The following is a 20,840-nucleotide window of genomic DNA, read 5'->3' on the forward strand; positions in this document are numbered from 1 at the left end:
CGTGCGTTTAGATGAATTAAAGCGAAGCCTTGGCGGCAGGAACTACAGCAGCGGCGGCAGGAGCAGCCTCAGCTTTCGGAGTCAAACCATTCGACTTCTGTTTGAAGCTAGCCAAAACATCAGGGTTTTGTTCCGTGAACGACTTCTGCTGGCTTAGCCAAGCAACGTAGTCTTCTGGTTCCTCTACTACAATGTTCAGTTTCATAGCAAAGTGCCCGCGGCCGCAAATTTGATTGCAAGCAAGCTCATAGTTGAACTTGGGGTTACCAGTTTGAGCACGCATCTCATCAGTAGTTTTGGTAGGAGTAAACCAAAACTTTGTGGGCATACCTGGTACTGCATACATCTGCACACGGAAGTGAGGCATATACACAGCGTGCAGAACGTCACGCGAACGAATCTTTAAAAGCACTGGAATACCTTTCGGAACGTGCAATTCACCTGATGGGAAAGTGATATCATCTAATGAGCTTTTGTCGCTCAAGTCGAGACCGAAGTCGTTTGTCGCATCAATTAGGCGGTAGTTAACTACGCCTAAATTAGAGTCGCGACCAGGGTAACGAAGAAGCCATCCAAACTGCTTACCCATTACTTCTACAACCACAGCATTCTGAGGCGCAGGACCAGTAATACGTGACCACTCTTTCCAGCCTGCAAATACAAGAGCAGCCATTACCACCGCTGGAATCAGCGTCCAGATAATTTCAATCTTGTTGTTATGAGGGAAGAAGAAAGCCCGACGGCCTTCCTTGTGCTGGTATTTGTATGAGTACACGAACAGCAAAATCTGCGTCAGCGTAAATACAATACCCAGGATAATCATGGTTGTCCAGAACATCCGCTCAGTGGCATGACCATGAACAGAGGCAATGGGTGGGTTCATAGCATCGAAGTTATCGACGAAGGACCAAGCGAATGCTGAACCACCCACCACCAAAAAGATGATGAATAAAATAGCATTAACGCGGTTACTAACCCCTATCTCACGTGTAGAGCTACCCGAGAAGATTGAGGTGAGGATCTGGAGGCGAAACAGCAGGCCAAACACGACCAGCAGCAACACCAGCACCAGAAGAATACCAAGAGCAGTCATTATCTGTATGTAGAAGTGAAAACTGAGAAGTGAGTAAAGAGAAGCGAGAGATAGAGGATCTACTCTCGCTTCTCTTTACTCAGGTCTAAAATCAGGTCGTGTGATGCACACTTTCATCCAAGAAAGGATGATGAATGGGGATCAACGAAGCCTGTGAGAGGCGCTTAGTTATCAGGAGGAGGAAGGAGCCAAGGAAAACCATAGCAGTACCAATCTCAATGATAAACCCATTCTCAGCCTGCATAGTTGCTGGCATGATCATTAAATAAAAATCGAACCAGTGACCAATCAAGATGGCAATAGAAACGATTTTCAACATGATCATTTGACGCTTTGCATCCCTAGTCATTAGAACAAGAAAGGGGAAAGCAAAGTTGATAAGCAGATTGAAAAAGAAGATCCAAGTGTACTGGTTGTTAAAACCACCCAAACGCTGGTTGTAGTACACAGATTCCTCGGGCAAGTTTGCGTACCAAATCAACATAAACTGGGCGAACCATACGTAAGTCCAGAAAATGCTGAAGCCAAACATAAACTTACCCAAGTCATGCAGATGGCCTGCTTGCACGAAGCGCAGATAACCAGCCTGCTTGAGGAAGATTACGCAAAGAGTAGTAGCAGCAATTCCTGATACCCACCAAGAAGCGAATACATACCAACCAAACATCGTCGAAAACCAGTGCGTATCAATTGACATCACCCAGTCCCATGCCGACATTGAGGAGGTTACTGCAAACAGTACTAAGAACAGAGCTGAAGCAGTAATGCTCTTATGAAAGTATTCAGTGCCACCGTTCAGGTCCTCAGCTAGAGATAAGGAACGAAGCTTATTGGTGAATACCACCCATATTACTACATAAGAAATGGTCCGAATCAGGTAGAATGGAACGCTCAAGAAACCTGACTTGCCAGCAATGATAGCATCATAAGTAGCGCTGCCTTTGGTCATAATGCCAGGCAGTGTCCAGTGAAAGATATCGTTGTTGATTAAGCCTAGTCCGAAAATGAGAACCATTAATACGCCACCAGGCAGTACCCATGCGCTAAGAGCTTCATTTACGCGCTTGATCAGCACTGACCATCCAGCATAAGCAACATATTGGATAGCCATAAATACTGTGCCCACTACCGAAACGCCGGTAAAGAACACATTGCTGTGCCATAAACTTACAATCAGGCGTTTCAGCCAAGAAGGGCTACCATGATGACCAGTGCCTTCATGGCCTGCTCCATGAGCGGATGCAGCGCCATGAGCAGCTGCCGCTCCTTCATGGTGCTCAGCTCCAATACCAAATGCTGCTACTATCAAACCAATGGCTAACAGTACAACACCAGCAACGATGATGGAGATGAAAGTTTTACGAGCGCGGGGCGAAACCTCTAGGTATTCAGCCGTGGCGCTTTCGTGATGCGTCAGAGTTGCCATATCGAGTTAGTTCGCTGTTCCGTTTCTTGCCTCAGTACCCTGTCCTGGTGTATCAGAAGCTTTGTTAGCCTGAGCTTCTTGTACTGGACTTTGGTTGGTAGCATCAGTTGATTCTGAATTTTGGCCTGATGCTTGACCTTGCGCTTTTAAGAAGTCTTCCATTCCTTCGGCGCCTTTACCTTGCTGTAGCATGCGTACATACATGGCAATTTTCCATCGTTCCTCTGGATTGACCTGAGAACCGTGTGGCATCATGCGGCCTTTACCCCATTGAATGACGTGATATATGTGTCCATCATTCATAGTTTTATAAGCTCCTGCAGAGTAGTTCGGAACACCCTTGAACTTGACACCCACTGGCCCCTGCCCGTCTCCTTGCTCACCATGGCAATGCTGACAGTTACGCAAGTATAGTGCTTGACCTTCCTGCAGATTGTCTTTGGTGTAAGTATAAGGGTTGCGCAAAGATGTCTCCGCAGTTGCGATGTCATCTTTGCCAATGTGAGTGTAGTAGTTGAGCTTACCACGTGGTACAGTACCAATTGCCGGAACCCGCATATTAGTACCCATTGGGTTTACTCGGTTGTTGTTCTCCTGCTTCAGAGGCTCGTACGGAATCGAGGAGTACATCTCGGGGGCGTACTCAACGCCAGGATCATCGGCGCGGTTGCAGGCGGTGGTGAACACCGATGCCAGCAGAACCGCCGACGCTTGCAAACTAACTTTTAGCGAATGCGTCATTAGAACTTAGACATTTCTTTTTCGTTCACCTCCGAAGCGCCGTTGTTGCGCAACAACTGGGTCAGTTTACCCATATCGGTACCTTCTTTTAGCTCAATAGCCATGACAAACTTGTCATCGGTAGAGCGAACATCTAGTACAGGAGTTTTCCATCGTGGGTACAGTTTGCTGATGGTATAGAAGGTAATTACCATGCCGTGGCAGGTAAAGAATACCGTCAACTCAAAAGCAACTGGAATAAAGGCAGGTAAAGCAATGTGAGGCTTACCACCGATGATCATTGGCCAGTCGAAACCTAGCGTGTAGATCTGCAACCATAGAGCGAAGGCCAAACCTGTCATGCCCAAGAAGAAGGCAGCAATCGGAAGGCGAGAACGTTCAATGCCGAGAGCATCATCTATCCCGTGAATTGGGAAAGGCGAGAATACTTCGTAGATCTTCACGCCCGCTTCTCGGACGTTTTCCACAGCGTGCAACAGCACATCTTCGTCGTCGAAGATGCCGAGGGCGAAGCGCTTAGTCATGCTTATTGTAATTTACAGGAGCCGAGGCTGGAACCCCGTGGGTGGAGTGTTGATGAGTAGCGCCGAGATGAGGATCATGACCGGTGTAAGTTGGGCCATTATCTACCGTGTATTTCAAGACCGACTTCACCTCTGCCATGTTGATCACAGGGAAAAACTTGGCAAACAAAAGGAATAGGGTGAAGAACAAGCCCATCGTACCTACATAGATACCGATGTCGATAATTGAAGGAGAGAACATTACCCAGCTCGAAGGCAGGTAGTCGCGGTGTAGCGAAGTAACAATAATTACAAAGCGCTCGAACCACATACCAATGTTCACAATAATCGACAGCACGAACGTCAGCGGAATGCTGTAGCGCACTCGACGAATCCACACCAGCTGTGGAGTAATAACGTTGCAGGTCATCATCGACCAGTAAGCCCACCAATAAGGGCCAGTAGCACGGTTGATGAATGCGTATTGTTCGAATTCAACCTGTGAGTACCATGCAATGAAGAATTCAGTGATGTAAGCAACACCTACTATAGAACCTGTTACCATCATGATCTTATTCATGAGAGCAATGTGTTCAATAGTGATATAATCTTCCAGTTTAAATACTACCCGCGTGATGAGCATGAGGGTAAGTACCATAGCAAAGCCAGAGAAGATAGCACCTGCTACGAAGTAGGGGGGAAAGATGGTAGTATGCCATCCTGGTACTACTGAGGTAGCAAAGTCCATTGATACAATGGTGTGCACCGAGAGTACCAGCGGAGTAGAAACACCGGCCAAGATCAAGGACACGGTTTCGTAACGCGACCAATGCTTGGCAGAACCTTTCCAGCCCATGCTGAGCAATGAGTAGGCTACCTTAGCAATAGGACCTTTCGCACGGTCGCGGATAGTAGCGAAATCAGGTACTAGACCAGTGTACCAGAATACCAGTGACACTGTGAAATACGTGGAGATGGCAAACACGTCCCACAATAGAGGCGAGTTAAAGTTTACCCAAAGTGAACCATACGTATTCTGGAGAGGAAATACCCAAAAAGCTAGCCACGGACGGCCCATGTGAAGCACAGGGAACATAGCAGCGCAGATTACGGCAAAGATGGTCATTGCCTCAGCAGCGCGGTTGATAGATGTCCGCCACTTCTGGCGAAACAGCAGAAGAACGGCGGAAATCAGCGTACCTGCGTGACCGATACCTACCCACCATACGAAGTTGGTGATATCCCAGGCCCAGCCAACAGTTTTGTTGAGTCCCCATTCACCGATACCGTACCATAGAGTGCGATATACAGAGTAGAAGAACACACCGAGAAAAAAGAGTGCGACGCTCAGGGCTGCCATCCAGCGGATGTTGGGCGCGGCCTCCACCTGACGGCTGATGTCTTGGGTGACGTCGTGGTACGTTTTCCCCCCGGTTACGAGCGGCTCCCGTACAGGCGATACGTGCTGCATAGTTTTTGACTTAAAGGAGTAAAGGAGGAGGGCAGCAAAGCGGTGGGCGCTGCTGCCCTCCCTGATGGCTCAGTTTCTAGGCGTTACGAACTGCTTCGTCCGTGTTACGAATCTTGGTCAGATACGTGATGTTTGGCTGCACGTTGATAGAGTCGAGTACGTGGAAAGCACGCTCACCATCTTCACGACGCAACAGCTTCGAAATGCGAGACTCGGGGTCACGCATGTCACCGAATACAATTGCTTGCGTTGGGCAAGATTGGGCGCAAGCTGAAACAATCTCTCCGTCCTGCGGACGACGCTTTTGTTTCTTAGCTTCCAATTTACCTAACTGGATACGCTGCACGCAGAACGAGCACTTCTCCATTACACCACGAGCACGAACCGTAACATCGGGGTTCAAAACCATGCGGCCAAGATCGGTGAACATATGGCCGTTTACACTTTCAAACTTCTCGTTAGTGTAATACGAGAACCAGTTGAAGCGACGAACCTTGTACGGGCAGTTGTTTGCGCAATAACGTGTGCCTACGCAACGGTTGTAGGTCATTTGGTTCAGACCCTCCGAACTATGCGTAGTTGCCAGTACAGGGCAAACCGTTTCGCAAGGAGCGTGGTTGCAATGCTGGCAAAGCATGGGCTGGAAAATAACCTTCGGGTTGTCCGAGGGGTGTTCCATTGCCTCATACGTATCTAGTTTGCCCTTCGTCTCAAAGTCCGTTTTGTGAGCGTCTGAGCTGTAGTAACGGTCAATACGTAGCCAGTGCATTTCGCGGCGGTTGATAACCTCCTGCTTACCTACTACTGCCACGTTGTTCTCGGCTTGACAACCAACCACGCAAGAGCCACAGCCAATGCATGAGTTGAGGTCGATAGCCATACCCCAGTGGTGATTCTTATACTCGTAGTCCTGCCACAGCGACACTTTATTAGGCTTCTGTGGTCCTTCAGGAGTAGAAATCGTTTCGTACTCAGTTACTTCCTTGGGGTTTGCTATGTACTGAGCCAACGTAGACTCCTGCACCACCGGCTTGCGGTCCATGATGGTGTGGTGAGTCTGAGTCTGAGCAATAGGCGATTTTTCTTCGGTGTGCTTCAGCGTTACGGTGTTGCTATAGATGATAGCACCGTTGCGCATAGTAGCTAATGGCAGCACGTTTGCACCGCAATCTTGCGCTACTTTACCTGCTTTCGTGCGGCCGTAACCAATGGCAATGCTCACACTATCCGCAGCTTGACCAGGCTGGATTAGAACGGGCAGTTTAATGGATTTACCACCAGCCGTAACCTCTAATACATCACCTTGCTCCCACTTGTTCTTCTCGGCCATGGCACGAGGAACGGCTACATAGTTACCCCAAGTGGCCTTAGATACTGGATCAGGCAATTCTTGCAGCCATGGGTTGTTAGCATGAGTACCATTACCAATACCAACTTTCTCGTAGATGGCCAGTTCTACTCCGGTACCGATTGGGCTAATAGCGCCAAACGCAGCGTTTACATCAGGGGCAGCAACTGCTAGTGGAGCGGGCATTGCCGTACCACGGGCCACACCATCATGCACTGCTTTATCCCAAGCCTTCTGAAAATCTCCGCCTAGTACTCCTTGCCACTGTGTACGCAGGTAGTTGTAGTAGCTTGTTGGATTACCAGCCCAAGTCAGAAGAGAATCTTGAGCTTGGCGAGTTGCAAATAGAGGCGTAATTGCAGGCTGAGCTAAGCTCAGGAAACCGCGCTTCGGCTCGAAGTCATTCCACGACTCTAGGAAGTGATGGTCAGGAACAGCATACGTACACTGAGAACCGGTCTCATCAAGACGGTCATTCAGTGAAATAGTGGTCTTTACCTTTTTCAGGCCGCTCAACACCTGTTCCCCCATTGGATGGTTGAAGACAGGGTTGGCATGATAGAAAATTACCGTACCAACTCGCCCAGCATTCATATCGGCAATCAGAGTACTCATCCGAGCATCATCACCTTGACGAATGAACGAAGGGTTTGCTACGTCAACAGCGGCAGAACCAAGGGTGCGGTTAATAGCAGCCACCAGCGTTTGAACCGCCGGATCGTTGGAGCCTGATACTACTAAGCCACTGCTGCCAGCCTTCCTCAGACGATCAGCAGCTTCTGCTAGGGGTTGGGTTTTACCTTCCTCATAGGTAGAAGTTGCACCACCCCCTACAACAAGGTTGTATAGCTTTAACACAGCCTGACCTTCTTGCGAAGGCTTAATGGCTACCCGCACATCAGCATTGGAACCAGTCAGTGACAAACCAGATTCAAACTGGTAGTGCTTTGACATGGTCTTCTTTTCGCTCGATACTTTACGGTTAGTAATGTACTGTTGCGCATACTCCACTGGTGACAACCACGTACCGAGGAAGTCAGCGCCAAAGCTTACAATAACACTTGCTTTGCTAAAATCGTACGCTGGCAGCACGCCTCCGTTGGCACGCAGTAACCCAGACGCAGAGTTAACGTCATACATTACGTGCTCTGTGTTCGGGAAACGTGCAGCAAACTCTGCAATGACCTTCTTAGTAGAAGGGCTGATGATGGTTGGCGACACAATAGCAATTCTGCCAGTGTTCGAAGCCAGAGCCGTACGGATTTCTTGATCTACTTGGTCTTTGTCTGCTTTAGCGTGTTCCGCTTTTTCACCAGTGCCCTTCTTTATAGCGAAGTGCTGAAGACGGCCACCATCGTACAAGCTCAGCACAGCAGCTTGAGCCCGAGCAGATAGACCACCGCGCGTTACTGGCGACTCAGGATTGCCCTCGAGCTTAATTGGGCGGCCTTCGCGGGTTTTTACTAGTACGCTGTTATAATCCTCACCAGTGAAGTAAGTGGAAGCGTAATAGTTGGCAATACCTGGATCAACCTCTTCGGGCTTGTTGAGGTAAGGAATAGCCTTCTTAATAGGGGTTTCGCAACTGGCGAGGGTGGCCGCGGCAATACCGAAGCCCATGAGTTTGAGGAAGTCGCGGCGCGGAGCCACTGTGGCATCCGAGGTGCCATGAGACTCTTTCACCGGCAGGAAGTCAGCAAACTCAGTGAGTGCATTCTTCACGAACTCCGGTGAGTTCTCTAGTTCCTCAATTCCCTTCCAGTACTTAGGCGACTCTTGCATTTGTTTTGGGACTTAGGGTCTTGGGACTTGGGGTCTTTTCTTGACCCACTGTAGTCCACAAGTTCAATGCTTGTCTTATGTTAGAGGCTTTAGGCGTAAGCCTACACGTGGCGTAAAGCTACGTGTAGGCTACTAACCAATTAGTAGTGGCACTTCGAGCATTCCGTACCGCCGTTCGACGATACCGTGAAAGGTACTGCGCCGTTTTTGGTGTCGTGCAGTTTCACTAGGTTGTCGTAGTAAGCGTTGCCTTTCGTATTGAGAGGCGTCTCGCGGTGGCAGTTAATGCACCAGCCCATGGTTAGAGGCGAGTACTGGTATACTACCTCCATGTTTTGGATCGGACCGTGGCAGGTCTGGCACTCAAGTCCACCTACTTGGGTGTGCTGGGAGTGGTTGAAGTAAGCCAAGTCGGGCAGGTTGTGAATACGAACCCACTGAATTGGCTGCTTACGCTCAATAGCGCGGTAGATCTTCTTGATTTCAGGCGACTCTGTTTTGATCTGCGAGTGGCAGTTCATGCAGATGTTAGCTGAAGGGATGTTAGCTGACTTGCTCTTGTATACCGACGTGTGGCAGTAAGCGCAGTTAATCTGGTGCTCACCAGCGTGCAGCTTGTGGGAGAAGGCAATTGGCTGAGTAGGCTGGTAGCCCTGCGTAAGGCCAACGCCCATAGCACCCTGAATCGACTCATATAGAACAGCTAGCACGAAGACGATGCCTACAATGGCACGTACTGCGGTAGAGTTATATATTTTCGATAGATCAAACCGCTGCTCTACTACTTCTACGTCGCGGCCATCAAGGTCTTTGCGGCCACGCAGTACATCTTTCATGATGTTGGCAATGATAACCAGCGTTACCACCAACACAATGAGTACTACTACTAGTACAATAAGGAGTACGTTCATGTACTTCCCGTCTTCTGCACCGGCAGCACCAGTACCAGGAGTTTCTGTTCCGTCAGTTGGCTTAATGTTAGTAGGAGCACCAGGAGCGCCAGCACTTTGGCCTTCTTGCGAGGTAACCCAGGCTACAATAGAAGTAATCTCTTGGTCCGACAGCTGGAAGCTAGGCATCTGCTGCTTCTGGTACTGATTGAAGAGCTTCACCGCGTACTCATCACCGCTGGCAACAAGTTTGCTAGAGTTCTTCACCCATGGAATAATCCATGACATAGGCCGGCGCTTTGTAATACCTGCCAGAGCAGGTCCTACTACCACGTCGTTCACGGCGTGGCACTGGGCGCAGTTGCCTTTGAAAAGTGCATCGCCAGCGGCAATTGCAGCAGCGTCACCACCGCCAGCGGCGGGTGCTGCCGCCGTGGCGGGAGTTGCGCCGGCCGTAGCGCCAGGCGTCACCCCTTCCTTGCTCACGGCTGGAGCCGCGCCTACATCTTGCGCCGAAGATTGACCTACGGCAGCAAATGTCAGGAACAGAGCGAGAAAGAGGCGGGAAAGGGGACGAAGTCGGATGCTATTCATAGCACAATTTGACTGAAAAAAAGAAACGCGGGGGGTGCTTCAAGGCCACAAATGTAGGTCGGGAAACCCAGAGAACAAACCGCCATTTGGTAAATTTCGGCCTTTGGAGCTTGCTTAGAAGGATTCTAAAAAAGCACGGTTGGGCCTTATAATATAGTTGCTCGCTCAAGAACTACAGTAAGCGATGCTCGGTAACAGCTCCTAACCTACTTCTCCTGATTACCTACCTAAAAGCAACTACCCTATTCGCCTAAAGGTTTCTGCTTTTGACTATCAAGCTATTACTACTTTACACATTATAATTAAATAGTGTAGGGCAGCACGAACGAACTCATCTTTTCCTTATCTTTGCCCCTCATTTGATTTTTCACACACATTTCACCCCGTCGTAATGGAAGTAAGAAATTACGAGACGGTCTTCATTTTGACTCCCGTTCTGAACGAGAGCCAGGTGCAAGAGACGGTCGAGAAGTTCTCGCAGGTGCTTAAGGAAAATAGCGCCGACATCATCAACACTGAAGCTTGGGGCCTAAAAAAGCTGGCTTATCCAATTCAGAAGAAAAACACTGGGTACTACTTCCTCGTGGAGTTTACCGGTTCGGGCAACATCGTAGACACGCTGGAAATTGCTTTCCGTCGTGACGAGCGTGTTATCCGTTTCCTGACCACTGTTCTAGACAAGCATGCCGTAGCTTACGGTGAGCGTCGTCGTAAGGGCGAGATGAATCAGCAGAAAGCAAAACAATCGGAAGCTGTAGCCCAGTAGTAAGAAGATGAGCCTCGCCAACGAAAAAATCCACAAGCAGGATACGCGTAAGAAATATTGCCGCTTCAAGAAGAACGGCATTAAGTACGTAGACTATAAGGACCCGAACTTCCTGTTGAAGTTCGTAAACGAACAGGGCCGCATCCTGCCCCGTCGTATCACCGGCACCAGCCTGAAATTTCAGCGTAAGGTTGCTCAGGCTGTAGCTAAAGCTCGTCACCTGGCGCTGATGCCCTACGTAACTGACTCGCTAAAGTAAACCCTGCTTACTGAGACTGACATGGAAGTAATTCTGAAAGACGACGTAAAGAACCTGGGCTACAAGAACGATATCGTTACTGTGAAGCCTGGCTATGGTCGGAACTACCTGCTCCCGCAGGGCTTGGCTATTTTGGCCGACAAAACCAACAAGAAAATTGTAGCCGAGAACATTCGTCAGGCTGCTCACAAAGCCGACAAGATCAAAGGCGATGCGCAAGCTATTGCTGACAAAATCGGTGACGTGGTCCTGGACATCCCAGCTAAAGTAGGTGAAAGCGGCCGCATCTTCGGCCGTGTAACTACCCTACAGCTTGCTGATGCTCTAAAAGCAAAAGGCATCGACGTAGAGCGCAAGCGCCTGTCATTTGACTCGGAGCCTAGCGCAGTTGGTGAATACACCGCTACGGTAGATCTACACCGCGAAGTGAAGCACAAAGTTCGTTTCAACGTAGTAGCTGAATAAGCTGCCTTATTGGACAAGAAAAAGCCCGGCTGCTTTGGTAGCCGGGCTTTTTTCTTCGAGATTATTGGTTACCAAGCAATAACTATGCTTTTGTCTCGTCCATAGTGTTGCTTTCCCTGCTCATTGCATAGTACGCCATCGGGTAACTACTACCTGTGATTTTGGCTGAACGCAGGTTGTTGAGTAGGTTGCCTGTCCTTTGGCTTGTTTAGGCCGTATTGAGAGAAATGTTTCGCACTGAACTACCACTTACGCCGCATCCGCAACAGCTGCCCCACTCGGCGCGGATACTGACGATAGGTTCCTGTTTTTCGGATTCTATTGGCCGCCGCTTACTTGATTATAAAGTAGCCGCGCTAGTTAATCCATTCGGCACCGTATTCAATCCTGTGTCAGCTTGTCGGCTCCTGCGTGCCGCTGCTGGCGAGGATATGGATTGGCAGCAGCACGTAGTAGAGGCCCGAGGTAGGTGGCAGAGCTACGACCTGCACGCTGATATAGGTGCTGATACTCCGGTAGATCTTTTACAGCGCATCCAGGGCATTGTTCGAGAGACGGGAGTTTTCCTAGCTACTGCTGACGTCGTTGTACTGACGTTGGGCACTAGCTTCGCTTATCGGCTGCGGGAAACCCAGGAAATTATCAGCAACTGCCATAAGGTTCCAGCCGAGAAGTTCGAGAAGGAGCTACTGACGGCTGATGAGATTATTGCCGCAGTGGCTGAAACGCACGCCTACCTACGGCGGATTAACCCGCGCTTGCGGTTTATCTTGACTGTAAGTCCAGTTCGGCACCTGAAGGAAACCTTAGCCTTAAGCTCAGTTAGCAAGTCGATGTTACGCGTAGCGTGCCATTACCTAAGCGAGCTACTCCCGGATGTAGCCTACTTTCCGGCCTACGAGTTGCTGTTGGATGACTTGCGCGACTACCGCTTCTACGCTGCCGACATGCTTCATCCTTCGGAAGTGGCGGAGCAATATATATGGGAGCGTTTCACTCGTACGTATTTTGACGGCGCCTTCGGTCGTTTCAAAAAAGAATGGGAAGGGATACGCCAAGCACTAGGCCACCGGCCTTTGCATGCAGCAGCTCCAGAGCATCGTCAGTTCTTGGAAAATACCCTAGCTCGTCTACAGCGGATTAGTTCTCAAGCCGATGTCAGGATGGAGCTTCTCCACATAGAGCGCGAGTTAGCGGCTTTACCAGTACCTCCCCTCCCACCCGCACCAGAAGCTGAGGAAGAGGACGACGAAGAGCGTATCGATATTGGAGAAGGCTCCGAGATAATGGAATCTTCGTCGGAGGCGACGCTAGTGCGTCTGGGAGCTGGTATGTTAGTTGAAGCAGAAGAATCTACTGAGGAAACTGCCACTACCGAAGTAAACCCAGACGACGCCTACGAAACTGCCTACACGGCCTCTATACTAGATGGTGAGGACGAAGAGGAAGAAATAGAAGCCGAAGAAACTATTGCGGGCGTTACCATTGAAGTAGGAGAATCACCGGTGCGCAAGAAAAAACGCCGGTCGCGCGGAGGTGCCAAACGTACCAAGAAGAAACATGCTCGCTTAGCTGCCGAGGCGGCGGCTTTGGCTGGTGAAGTTGCTACCGACGTAAGCCACATTGCGGAGGCTCCTACTCCCAGCGTGGAAGAAGCAACTCCTGAAGCTGACAGCATCAATTACATCACGGAAGCGGAACTGTTCAATAACAGTCAAGCAATGCCTCTAGAAAATGCGGTGATACCTGAACAGCCTGCCGCAACCCCAGACGAGCCGGGTGACACACCGCCACAAGAAGAGGAAGCGGAGCCAGCACCTTCCCCGTATGAGCGTAGTAATCGGCGCCAGCGGCCACCTCGCCGCCAAGACCGTGCAGGACGTAAAACGAGCCGGCCGGTACTGTATGCGTCGGGTGAAGAGACAGAAACAGGCTATACCGATGCTGCTGCGGATAGCAATTCTCTAGCCGATGTGGTAGCTGAGGTAGTACCCGTAGCACCACTGGCCGAAGCTGCTATGCCCGTTGTTGAGGCAGATCAACCGGCAACTCTTGATAACAAGTCGCTTCGTCCACCGCGTAATCGAGGAAAAGCACGCGCTTCTCGATTGGCCCAAGCGGCTGAAACGGCTGCTGGCGAGGTAAGTACGAATCCGGAAACCACGCCTTCTGCTACGCCAGAGCAAGCCTTAACTGAGCCCGTAGCAGAACAACCTTCTGCTTCATCCACGCCGCGCCGTTCACCCCAACGCTCGTCGCGCCGCTCGCAAGCGCCACAGGTTGCAGCTGAGACGACGACCGAAGCACCAACTCCTACGGACAATTCTGCCGCGGATACTCCTTTGCCGCCAAAGCGAACCACTCGGCGCACGAAGGCACCGGCTGTAACGCCTGAGGAGCCTGCTACTCCAGCAAAAGAACTAGTAGCTGAGCCGAAAAAAAAGCCTTCTCGAAGCCGTAAGGCTGCTCCTCTACTCCCCGTAGAAGTTAATGCACCTTCACCGGTAGCAGAAACGCCTGCTGAACCTGAGCCAACGGATGCCACACCAGCACCTAAGCGCCGGCCACGACCACCCCGTCGTAAGCCCGCCTCCGATAATCAGCCTGAATAAATGAAATACAAAACCCGGCCCCGCATGGCCGGGTTTTGTATTTCCAACCATGCCTAGTATGTCGTCAGCCTCACAACCAGCCCACACAAACCGTCTCAGCCAAGAGAGTAGCCCCTATTTGCTTCAGCATGCTCACAACCCAGTTGACTGGTACCCTTGGGGTGAGGAAGCATTGCAGCTAGCTAAGGTTGAGCAGAAACCTATTTTGGTGAGTATAGGCTACGCCGCGTGCCATTGGTGCCATGTTATGGAACGAGAATCGTTCGAGAACCCGCACATTGCGCAGGTGATGAACAAGTACTTTGTATGCATCAAAGTAGACCGCGAGGAGCGGCCCGATGTGGACCAGGTGTATATGGATGCTATCCAGGCAATGGGTGTGCAGGGTGGTTGGCCGTTGAATGTATTCCTAAACCCTGAGGCCAAGCCTTTCTATGGTGGCACTTATTTCCCGCCCAAAAACTGGGAACAGTTACTTACTAGTATTGGGCAAGGGTATGCGGGACAATACCGGCAGGAGCTAGACGCCTCAGCACAACAGTTTACACAGGTATTGCAAACAAGTGAGTTGGAGAAATACCGTATTCCTGCTACTACGGAAGGCGTATCAGACGAACAGTTCAAGCTACTGGTCTATAACGTAGTAGCAAAGTTTGACCGGGAGTTGGGCGGACTTGACCGCGCGCCCAAATTTCCAATGCCTGCTATCTGGCAGTTCTTGCTACGTACGCATGCGCTAAGCGGCAGTGCTCCCATTCTTCGTCAGCTAGAGCTTACGTTACGCGAAATGGCCTGGGGAGGACTTTACGATCAGGTAGGGGGAGGCTTTGCCCGCTATTCAGTGGATGCGGAATGGCTGGTGCCTCACTTTGAGAAAATGCTGTACGACAACGGCCAGCTTATCAGCCTATACGCGCAGGCATACCAGGCTGCTCCCAACGACTTATACCGACAAGTAGTGTATGACACTATTGGTTTTGTCCAGCGGGAGCTAACCGGCCCGGAAGGCGGCTTCTATTCCGCTCTAGATGCCGATAGTGAGGGGGAAGAAGGGAAGTTTTACGTCTGGACCCGGGAGGAGCTTCAGCAGGCCCTCGGCGACGAAGAAGCTTTGGCTTCGGATTACTACAACTGTACAGCCCTTGGCAATTGGGAGCATGGCCTCAATATCCTACACCGGGCGGAAACCGATGATGAGTTTGCTCGCCGCCATCTACTCACGCCTGACGTAGTAGCAGAACTCGTGCAAGGGTGGCAGCGGAAGCTTCTAGCAGCCCGGGAGCAGCGTCCTCATCCGGGACTTGATGATAAGGTACTAACTGCCTGGAATGCTCTGATGCTACAAGGCCTGACGGATGCCTATCGTGCTTTTGCTGATCCGGATTTCTTGGCGTTGGCCGAACGTAACGCCGTATTTCTTCGGGATAATCTCACGTGCAAGCGCCATTTCATGGGTGTAGCCAGGTAGGGCTATTTCGCAGCTTTAAGCACGGCCGCGCCAGCATCGACGGGTTTCTAGAAGATTATGCCCTCGTCATTCAGGCTCTCATCAGCCTGTACGAAGTAATATTTGTAGCCGAGTGGCTAAACCTGGCAAAGGAGCTTACCGAAACTACCCTTACGCACTTCTTCGACCCGGTCGAGAACCTGTTCTTCTTCACGGATGCCGACACGGCTGACAACGGCCGTGGAAGCCAGCTTATAGCGCGCAAGAAAGAGCTATTCGATAATGTAATACCGGCCTCCAACTCCGTGATGGCCCACAACCTACATCGGCTGGGTCTGCACTTAGAGAACAGTCAGTACACTGAGCTGGCGGCTACCATGCTACGGCAAGTGCAAGAACTAGTAGTGCAAGAACCTCAGAACATGGCAAACTGGGCGTCTCTGTACGCTAACCTATTACGCCCTACCGCTGAAATTGCGGTGGTTGGCTCCCAAGTAGAGGAGTTTCGTCGGGATATTAGTCATCATTATCTCCCAAATGTGGTTCTAGCGGGTACTGCAAGCGTTAGCAGCTTGCCGCTACTAGCTGGAAGGGAAGCGCGTGCAGGTGCTACCACCATTTATGTCTGCTTCAACCGAACGTGCCACCAGCCAGTACATTCTGTGGCCGAAGCACTAGCCCAACTATAACACGTACGCTACCAGTCAGTACCACTTCAGATTCCTGACGTAGGGCACTACCCGGCGCTGCATCCTGTTATCTTTACTGTCCGCCTTCAGTTTTATTTCCTTTTGAGCCTCACGTTTGACTTTGTACAGCCACAGCCTGAATCGGCTGGTAGTGCCGCCGACCGCGTTACGCTATTTGCGGACGTGATTCTGCCGCTACCCCTTCCTCGGCTGTACACGTACCGCGTCCCCTTTGAACTAAACGACCAAGTTGTAATTGGGGGGCGTGTAATTGTGCAGTTTGGGGCGAAGAAGACCCTTAGCTGCATTGTGGCGGCCGTCCACGAAACGCCGCCTACTAACTACCAAGCGAAATACATCCTTGAGTTTATCGACGACGCGCCTGTAGTAACTCAGCCCCAGCTCAAGCTTTTCCGCTGGATGGCCGATTACTACCTCTGCACTCTGGGCGAAGTCATTAACGCGGCCTTGCCTTCGGCCTTGAAGCTTAGCTCTGAGAGCCGCGTGCAACTGCACCCTGCCTTCGAGCCTGATACCAACCCCTACCCTCTCAGCGAGCAGGAACAAAAGATTGTAGAAGCCTTGAGTACTGGGGAGGAAGGAAAGTCCATGACCTTTACGGAGGTAGGCGACCTGCTCAGCATTACGTCTTTCCACAAGTACATTAAGTCCTTGATGCAAAAGGACGTGGTATTCTTGTTCGAGCATTTGCAGGATAAGTACACCCCCAAAGTCGTCAAAAAGGTACGCTTGGCTCACCGCTTTGTAGCTGAGGCTGCCCTCGAACAGCTATTTGCACAGCTGGCCTCGAAGTCAAAGCAGTTGGATGTGCTGATGCGCTACCTTCAGCGCGTACCCGTGTACCAAAACGAGCACAGCAACCACAAAGGCATGGAAAAGGCTGCGCTTACCAGTGCGCCCCACCTTTCGCCATCGGCGGTGAATACGCTCATCAAAAACGGCATCTTGGAGCAGTTTGACGTGATTGTCTCCCGCTTTCCGATGGAGGATGACGCCCAGGCCAACCTGCACTTCACGCTCAGTGAGGCCCAGCAAACGGCGCAGGATGACATCATGCAGCAGTTTCAAACCAAGGATATTGTGCTCCTGCACGGCGTAACGGGCGCGGGCAAAACAGAAATCTACATCAACCTTATCCAGCAAGCATTGGAAGGTGGTGGGCAGGTGCTTTACCTCCTTCCCGAAATTGCTCTTACTGCTCAAATCGTTACTCGCCTAATGCGGGTATTTGGTACGCGCCTAGGCGTATACCACTCGAAGTTCTCCGACAACGAGCGGGTAGAAGTCTGGAACGGCGTGTTATCCGGCCGGTTTCAGGTAGTAATTGGGGTACGCTCCTCCGTGTTTTTGCCCTTCGACAACCTGTCCCTAGTAATCGTGGATGAGGAACACGAATCGAGCTACAAGCAGTATGACCCCACGCCGCGCTACAATGCCCGTGAGGTAGCCCTCATGATGGCGAACTTTCAGGGCGCTAAGACCTTACTTGGCTCTGCTACCCCCTCGGTGGAGACATTTTACCAAACCCGCACGGGTCGTTACGGGCTGGTTTCGCTTACTAAGCGGTTCGGTGAGGCTGGCTTGCCGGAAGTAGAGCTGGTAGACACCCGCAAAAGCCGGGAGCAGAAAACCATGCTCAACCATTTCACACCGGAGCTGATGCAGGAAATGGAAACCAAGCTCAGTCTCAAAGAGCAGATCATTCTGTTTCAGAACCGCCGGGGATATGCACCCTTCATCAATTGTCTTGACTGCGGCTGGATTCCGAAGTGTAAAAACTGCGCCGTAAGTCTCAGCTACCACAAGCAAGCCCACGAACTACGCTGCCACTACTGCGGCTACCACGACCGCATGCCCGTAGAATGCCCTGCGTGCGGTTCTCGCAATATCAAAACAGTGGGCTTCGGAACAGAAAAGCTGGAAGATGACCTGAAAGTGATGTTGCCGGCGGCTACTGTGCAGCGCATGGACTTGGATACCACCCGCGCGAAAAACGCCTACCAGCAAATCATTTCGGACTTCGAGAAGCAAACTACCAATGTACTTGTCGGCACCCAAATGGTAACAAAGGGCCTCGATTTTGCCAATGTAAGCTTGGTTGGTATCATCAATGCCGACTCAATCATTCACTACCCCGACTTTCGGGCTCACGAACGGGCTTTCCAGATGTTCGTGCAGGTAAGTGGACGGGCGGGCCGCAAGGGCAAGAAAGGCAAGGTTATCATTCAAACGGCGGACCCCCAGCAGGTGATTTTTGATAAGGTAATCCGCAATGACTACCTGGAATTCTATGAATATGAGATAGGGCAACGACGGGAGCATGGTTACCCACCCTTCATGCGTATTATTCGCCTCACGGTAAAGCACGTGGACCCCGTAGCAGCAGAACGAGCGGCCATTTTGCTTACCCAGGAACTGGTAGACCGCCTCGGACGTGAGGCGGTACTAGGGCCAGAGGCCCCCTATATTTTCCGCATTCGAAACTTCTACCTTCAGGAAATCACCATTAAGCTCAGCCGGGAACACACCGTACTGCGCGCGGCCAAGGCCGATATTCAAGATGCTATGAACATCGTGCGCGACCAGAAGGACTTTAAGCAGGTACGCATTGCGGCCGACGTGGACCCAATGTAGTGGGCAGGGTTCAGACGGGAGCTTTAGCATGTTACAAGGACGCTACTACAACAATTAACCCTAGCAGCCCAATAATAATAGCTGGCAGCCCAAAGAAGAACAATGAATAGACTGTTCCAAGAAGGGCACCGATTAGTAAGAGTATTGCGCTTAGGATTAAGAGAACAGAGCCCACCTTGCGTAAGTGCGGATTGCCTTTCACAGGAGGCGTAGCTGCTGGAACACCTGTGTTTGCATCAGGGACCTTGGTAGGCCGACGAGCTTCCCGTCGGGCCTGACGCCGCAGCCGCAAACGGCCATTTTTACCTTGATAAAGCAGCAGGGCTACTCCCACAGGAATCAGAGCTAACGCTCCCAGCCCTAAATAAATGCTACCCCAAGAAGCTTCACTCCATACGGCAGCTAATAAGGCTATCAACCCTGTGAAGGTAAGTAACCCACCAAGCATGTTTACTTTACTAGTGTGTGGATCTGGCCTCGTTGGTTGGGGAATTGTCCGACTTACTACCGTATCCGGTGAAACAAGTGGCGCCTTTGGGTGTGCTTCCGCCAGTGGTATTGCCCTAGTATAAGTAACGGGTAGTAGTTGACGCTGATACGCCGTTGTACTAGTATCACTGGAGGCATCAGCCATCAGTTCAGGTAATTCGGCTATAGAAGCAGCGGAGGCTGAAGACTTCAAAGACAGCGGGCGACCATATTCCTGAGCTGTTGGGAGAAAAGCAGAAACCCGAGTTGTCTGGCAGCCTCCCACTAAAATCAGGATTATTAACAATCCCCAAAGTTGAAATTTCATGATCTAGAATAAAGCTTAGTAAATAGGCAGAAGAATAGTTCAGCTTCAAAGCACGAGAATTTATAGATATAAATAAAGCCCTGACCGCCAGTTGGCAGTCAGGGCTTTAGTAAAGGCGGCTACAGGGTGTACTACACCTCGTCTAGTAGACCAAGGACGATAAATACGATACCGATAATGGCTACAATGGACCCAAGGATACCACTGACAAGACCTAGCAGCAGGCCAACAAGCAGCAGAATAATACCGAGCTTGATGTTGCGGCTAATGGCGTTGGTATCTTCTTTCGAAGCAACTTCCGACTTCTTATTTACTTGCGCTTTAGCAGCTAGTTTGTTTGCCTTTTGGGCTACCTTCTGTACCAAAGCCTTTTGAGCAAAGCTCATTTTAGGCGCTCCAGTGTTTTTTGCCGCTGCTTGTTTTACTGGTGCGCTTGCTACGACAGCACGCTCGGTTGCGGAAGCAGTCTGAGGCGCGGCGATGGGAGCTTGCGCCTCGGCCACTATGGCCTCAGGAGCGACAGAAGCCGTTTGGTCCGTGTTGGCAGCCACTGCCGGAGCCGGTTTCACAATAGTAGCGCGCTGGGTGCATGGTACGCTGATGACGTCTTGGGCAACATGGCATACTCAGCTCGGTTGCAGCTAGTCAGGGCTACGGCTACGGCAGCTACGGCCGTCACTTTGCGCATGATTCCGGATAGGTGTTTCATGAAAAATGGGTTTTGTGAATGGTAAGCAAACGGCCCTTATACGGACCAAGGTAGAAGATGACAACAAGAAAAAAACAATTAAATCTTTGCTTCAGCTTACTGTAGCAAGGTATTCGTCGGTTACGTAGGCAGTTACATTGCGGTTTCTTTCCGCTGTTTTTTGCCAACCCGAACGCTTCTAAGCGGGCAGATGTTAATGCAACGCCCTTTATTTGCACTCGTGCGTATGCCCTCTTCCTCCCTGATGTTATTGCGGACGTGCGGCGCTGGTCTGCTATTGCTGTCCATCGCTTGCGCCCAATCCCTTACCGAGAGTACCACGGCCCAATTTGCCGATCAGGAGCAGCGTCCGGTGGCTCCTGATACTAGCGGCTACGAACGGCGTGGCCCCCAAGACCCCAACGGTATCAGTAAATACTACCTGGGACGCCAAATAGCCCACGTTATGGGCCACGAAGGCGCATCTTGCTAGAGCGTTCCGACCGCCGAGAAGAAGAAGGCACCGACGTACTGCTGCGAGAGCTTAAGTTGAAGCCCACGGACGTGGTAGCTGATATTGGTGCTGGTACGGGCTTTTTCACCTTTCGCATCAGC

General features: G+C 50.9%; 18 protein-coding genes. 8 read left to right on the top strand and 10 right to left on the bottom strand.

Annotation, left to right across the window (positions count from 1 at the left end; translation table 11 throughout):
* Window positions 1–16: 16 nt before the first annotated feature.
* From VI25_RS07415 to VI25_RS07445, 7 genes are all read right to left on the bottom strand, one after another.
* Window positions 17–1,093 (bottom strand): cytochrome c oxidase subunit II, encoded by a 1,077-nt coding sequence (locus VI25_RS07415; protein ID WP_045687815.1) that lies wholly within the window; start codon window positions 1,091–1,093, stop codon window positions 17–19.
* A gap of 91 nt (window positions 1,094–1,184) precedes the next feature.
* Window positions 1,185–2,519: a hypothetical protein gene (locus VI25_RS07420; protein WP_045687816.1), complete on the bottom strand. Its 1,335-nt coding sequence runs from the start codon at window positions 2,517–2,519 to the stop codon at window positions 1,185–1,187.
* Between the two features lie 6 nt (window positions 2,520–2,525).
* Entirely contained in the window at window positions 2,526–3,260 is a 735-nt protein-coding gene (locus VI25_RS07425; RefSeq protein WP_045687817.1) for a c-type cytochrome, read from the bottom strand.
* Window positions 3,260–3,784 carry a DUF3341 domain-containing protein gene (locus tag VI25_RS07430; protein ID WP_045687818.1) on the bottom strand — a complete coding sequence of 175 codons (525 nt, stop codon included), beginning with the start codon at window positions 3,782–3,784 and terminating at the stop codon, window positions 3,260–3,262. Before VI25_RS07430 ends, VI25_RS07425 begins: the two co-directional genes overlap by 1 nt.
* Window positions 3,777–5,234, bottom strand: coding sequence for an NrfD/PsrC family molybdoenzyme membrane anchor subunit (gene nrfD / locus VI25_RS07435; RefSeq protein WP_045687819.1), 1,458 nt, complete (start codon window positions 5,232–5,234; stop codon window positions 3,777–3,779). The genes VI25_RS07430 and nrfD overlap by 8 nt, the downstream gene beginning before the upstream one ends.
* 76 nt (window positions 5,235–5,310) lie before the next feature.
* Complete coding sequence (locus VI25_RS07440; RefSeq protein WP_045687820.1) at window positions 5,311–8,364, bottom strand: TAT-variant-translocated molybdopterin oxidoreductase; 3,054 nt, start codon at window positions 8,362–8,364, stop codon at window positions 5,311–5,313.
* Between the two features lie 140 nt (window positions 8,365–8,504).
* The gene (locus VI25_RS07445; protein ID WP_082455433.1) at window positions 8,505–9,848 is read right to left on the bottom strand and encodes a cytochrome c3 family protein; all 1,344 of its coding nucleotides are present in this window, start codon (window positions 9,846–9,848) and stop codon (window positions 8,505–8,507) included.
* Window positions 9,849–10,239: 391 nt separating this feature from the next.
* On the opposite strand from VI25_RS07445, the gene rpsF reads away from it, so the two are divergent.
* From rpsF to priA, 7 genes are all read left to right on the top strand, one after another.
* Window positions 10,240–10,614: a 30S ribosomal protein S6 gene (rpsF, locus tag VI25_RS07450; protein WP_045687821.1), complete on the top strand. Its 375-nt coding sequence runs from the start codon at window positions 10,240–10,242 to the stop codon at window positions 10,612–10,614.
* A 7-nt stretch (window positions 10,615–10,621) separates the two neighbouring features.
* Entirely contained in the window at window positions 10,622–10,873 is a 252-nt protein-coding gene (rpsR, locus tag VI25_RS07455) for a 30S ribosomal protein S18 (protein ID WP_045687822.1), read from the top strand.
* Window positions 10,874–10,894: 21 nt separating this feature from the next.
* Window positions 10,895–11,338 (top strand): 50S ribosomal protein L9, encoded by a 444-nt coding sequence (gene rplI / locus VI25_RS07460; protein ID WP_045687823.1) that lies wholly within the window; start codon window positions 10,895–10,897, stop codon window positions 11,336–11,338.
* Window positions 11,339–11,565: 227 nt separating this feature from the next.
* Window positions 11,566–13,950 (top strand): GSCFA domain-containing protein, encoded by a 2,385-nt coding sequence (locus tag VI25_RS07465; RefSeq protein ID WP_072144771.1) that lies wholly within the window; start codon window positions 11,566–11,568, stop codon window positions 13,948–13,950.
* A 58-nt stretch (window positions 13,951–14,008) separates the two neighbouring features.
* Window positions 14,009–15,418: a thioredoxin domain-containing protein gene (locus tag VI25_RS07470; RefSeq protein WP_316934279.1), complete on the top strand. Its 1,410-nt coding sequence runs from the start codon at window positions 14,009–14,011 to the stop codon at window positions 15,416–15,418.
* Window positions 15,385–16,086 carry a hypothetical protein gene (locus VI25_RS28370; protein WP_316934280.1) on the top strand — a complete coding sequence of 234 codons (702 nt, stop codon included), beginning with the start codon at window positions 15,385–15,387 and terminating at the stop codon, window positions 16,084–16,086. The genes VI25_RS07470 and VI25_RS28370 overlap by 34 nt, the downstream gene beginning before the upstream one ends.
* 102 nt (window positions 16,087–16,188) lie before the next feature.
* Window positions 16,189–18,741 carry a primosomal protein N' gene (gene priA, locus VI25_RS07475; protein ID WP_045687824.1) on the top strand — a complete coding sequence of 851 codons (2,553 nt, stop codon included), beginning with the start codon at window positions 16,189–16,191 and terminating at the stop codon, window positions 18,739–18,741.
* A 31-nt stretch (window positions 18,742–18,772) separates the two neighbouring features.
* Here priA and VI25_RS24640 read toward each other — a convergent pair whose 3' ends face one another.
* From VI25_RS24640 to VI25_RS25065, 3 genes are all read right to left on the bottom strand, one after another.
* Complete coding sequence (locus tag VI25_RS24640) at window positions 18,773–19,537, bottom strand: hypothetical protein (protein ID WP_152981533.1); 765 nt, start codon at window positions 19,535–19,537, stop codon at window positions 18,773–18,775.
* 131 nt (window positions 19,538–19,668) lie between these two features.
* Window positions 19,669–20,106: a hypothetical protein gene (locus VI25_RS07480; RefSeq protein WP_045687825.1), complete on the bottom strand. Its 438-nt coding sequence runs from the start codon at window positions 20,104–20,106 to the stop codon at window positions 19,669–19,671.
* Window positions 20,103–20,246 (bottom strand): hypothetical protein, encoded by a 144-nt coding sequence (locus VI25_RS25065; RefSeq protein ID WP_161806890.1) that lies wholly within the window; start codon window positions 20,244–20,246, stop codon window positions 20,103–20,105. Before VI25_RS25065 ends, VI25_RS07480 begins: the two co-directional genes overlap by 4 nt.
* Before the next feature lie 226 nt (window positions 20,247–20,472).
* Between VI25_RS25065 and VI25_RS28375 the strand changes: the two genes are divergently transcribed.
* Window positions 20,473–20,718 carry a hypothetical protein gene (locus tag VI25_RS28375; RefSeq protein ID WP_316934281.1) on the top strand — a complete coding sequence of 82 codons (246 nt, stop codon included), beginning with the start codon at window positions 20,473–20,475 and terminating at the stop codon, window positions 20,716–20,718.
* The last annotated feature ends 122 nt before the right edge of the window (window positions 20,719–20,840 follow it).

This window comes from Hymenobacter sp. AT01-02, assembly GCF_000961955.2.
GTDB classification, from domain to species: domain Bacteria; phylum Bacteroidota; class Bacteroidia; order Cytophagales; family Hymenobacteraceae; genus Hymenobacter; species Hymenobacter mucosus.

Bases quoted from the DNA above. Each gene is read 5' to 3' on its own strand.
- VI25_RS07415 (WP_045687815.1), bottom strand. From the start codon at position 1,093: ATGACTGCTCTTGGTATTCTTCTGGTGCTGGTGTTGCTGCTGGTCGTG.
- VI25_RS07420 (WP_045687816.1), bottom strand. From the start codon at position 2,519: ATGGCAACTCTGACGCATCACGAAAGCGCCACGGCTGAATACCTAGAG.
- VI25_RS07425 (WP_045687817.1), bottom strand. From the start codon at position 3,260: ATGACGCATTCGCTAAAAGTTAGTTTGCAAGCGTCGGCGGTTCTGCTG.
- VI25_RS07430 (WP_045687818.1), bottom strand. From the start codon at position 3,784: ATGACTAAGCGCTTCGCCCTCGGCATCTTCGACGACGAAGATGTGCTG.
- nrfD (WP_045687819.1), bottom strand. From the start codon at position 5,234: ATGCAGCACGTATCGCCTGTACGGGAGCCGCTCGTAACCGGGGGGAAA.
- VI25_RS07440 (WP_045687820.1), bottom strand. From the start codon at position 8,364: ATGCAAGAGTCGCCTAAGTACTGGAAGGGAATTGAGGAACTAGAGAAC.
- VI25_RS07445 (WP_082455433.1), bottom strand. From the start codon at position 9,848: ATGAATAGCATCCGACTTCGTCCCCTTTCCCGCCTCTTTCTCGCTCTG.
- rpsF (WP_045687821.1), top strand. From the start codon at position 10,240: ATGGAAGTAAGAAATTACGAGACGGTCTTCATTTTGACTCCCGTTCTG.
- rpsR (WP_045687822.1), top strand. From the start codon at position 10,622: ATGAGCCTCGCCAACGAAAAAATCCACAAGCAGGATACGCGTAAGAAA.
- rplI (WP_045687823.1), top strand. From the start codon at position 10,895: ATGGAAGTAATTCTGAAAGACGACGTAAAGAACCTGGGCTACAAGAAC.
- VI25_RS07465 (WP_072144771.1), top strand. From the start codon at position 11,566: ATGTTTCGCACTGAACTACCACTTACGCCGCATCCGCAACAGCTGCCC.
- VI25_RS07470 (WP_316934279.1), top strand. From the start codon at position 14,009: ATGTCGTCAGCCTCACAACCAGCCCACACAAACCGTCTCAGCCAAGAG.
- VI25_RS24640 (WP_152981533.1), bottom strand. From the start codon at position 19,537: ATGAAATTTCAACTTTGGGGATTGTTAATAATCCTGATTTTAGTGGGA.
- VI25_RS25065 (WP_161806890.1), bottom strand. From the start codon at position 20,246: ATGAAACACCTATCCGGAATCATGCGCAAAGTGACGGCCGTAGCTGCC.
- VI25_RS28375 (WP_316934281.1), top strand. From the start codon at position 20,473: ATGCCCTCTTCCTCCCTGATGTTATTGCGGACGTGCGGCGCTGGTCTG.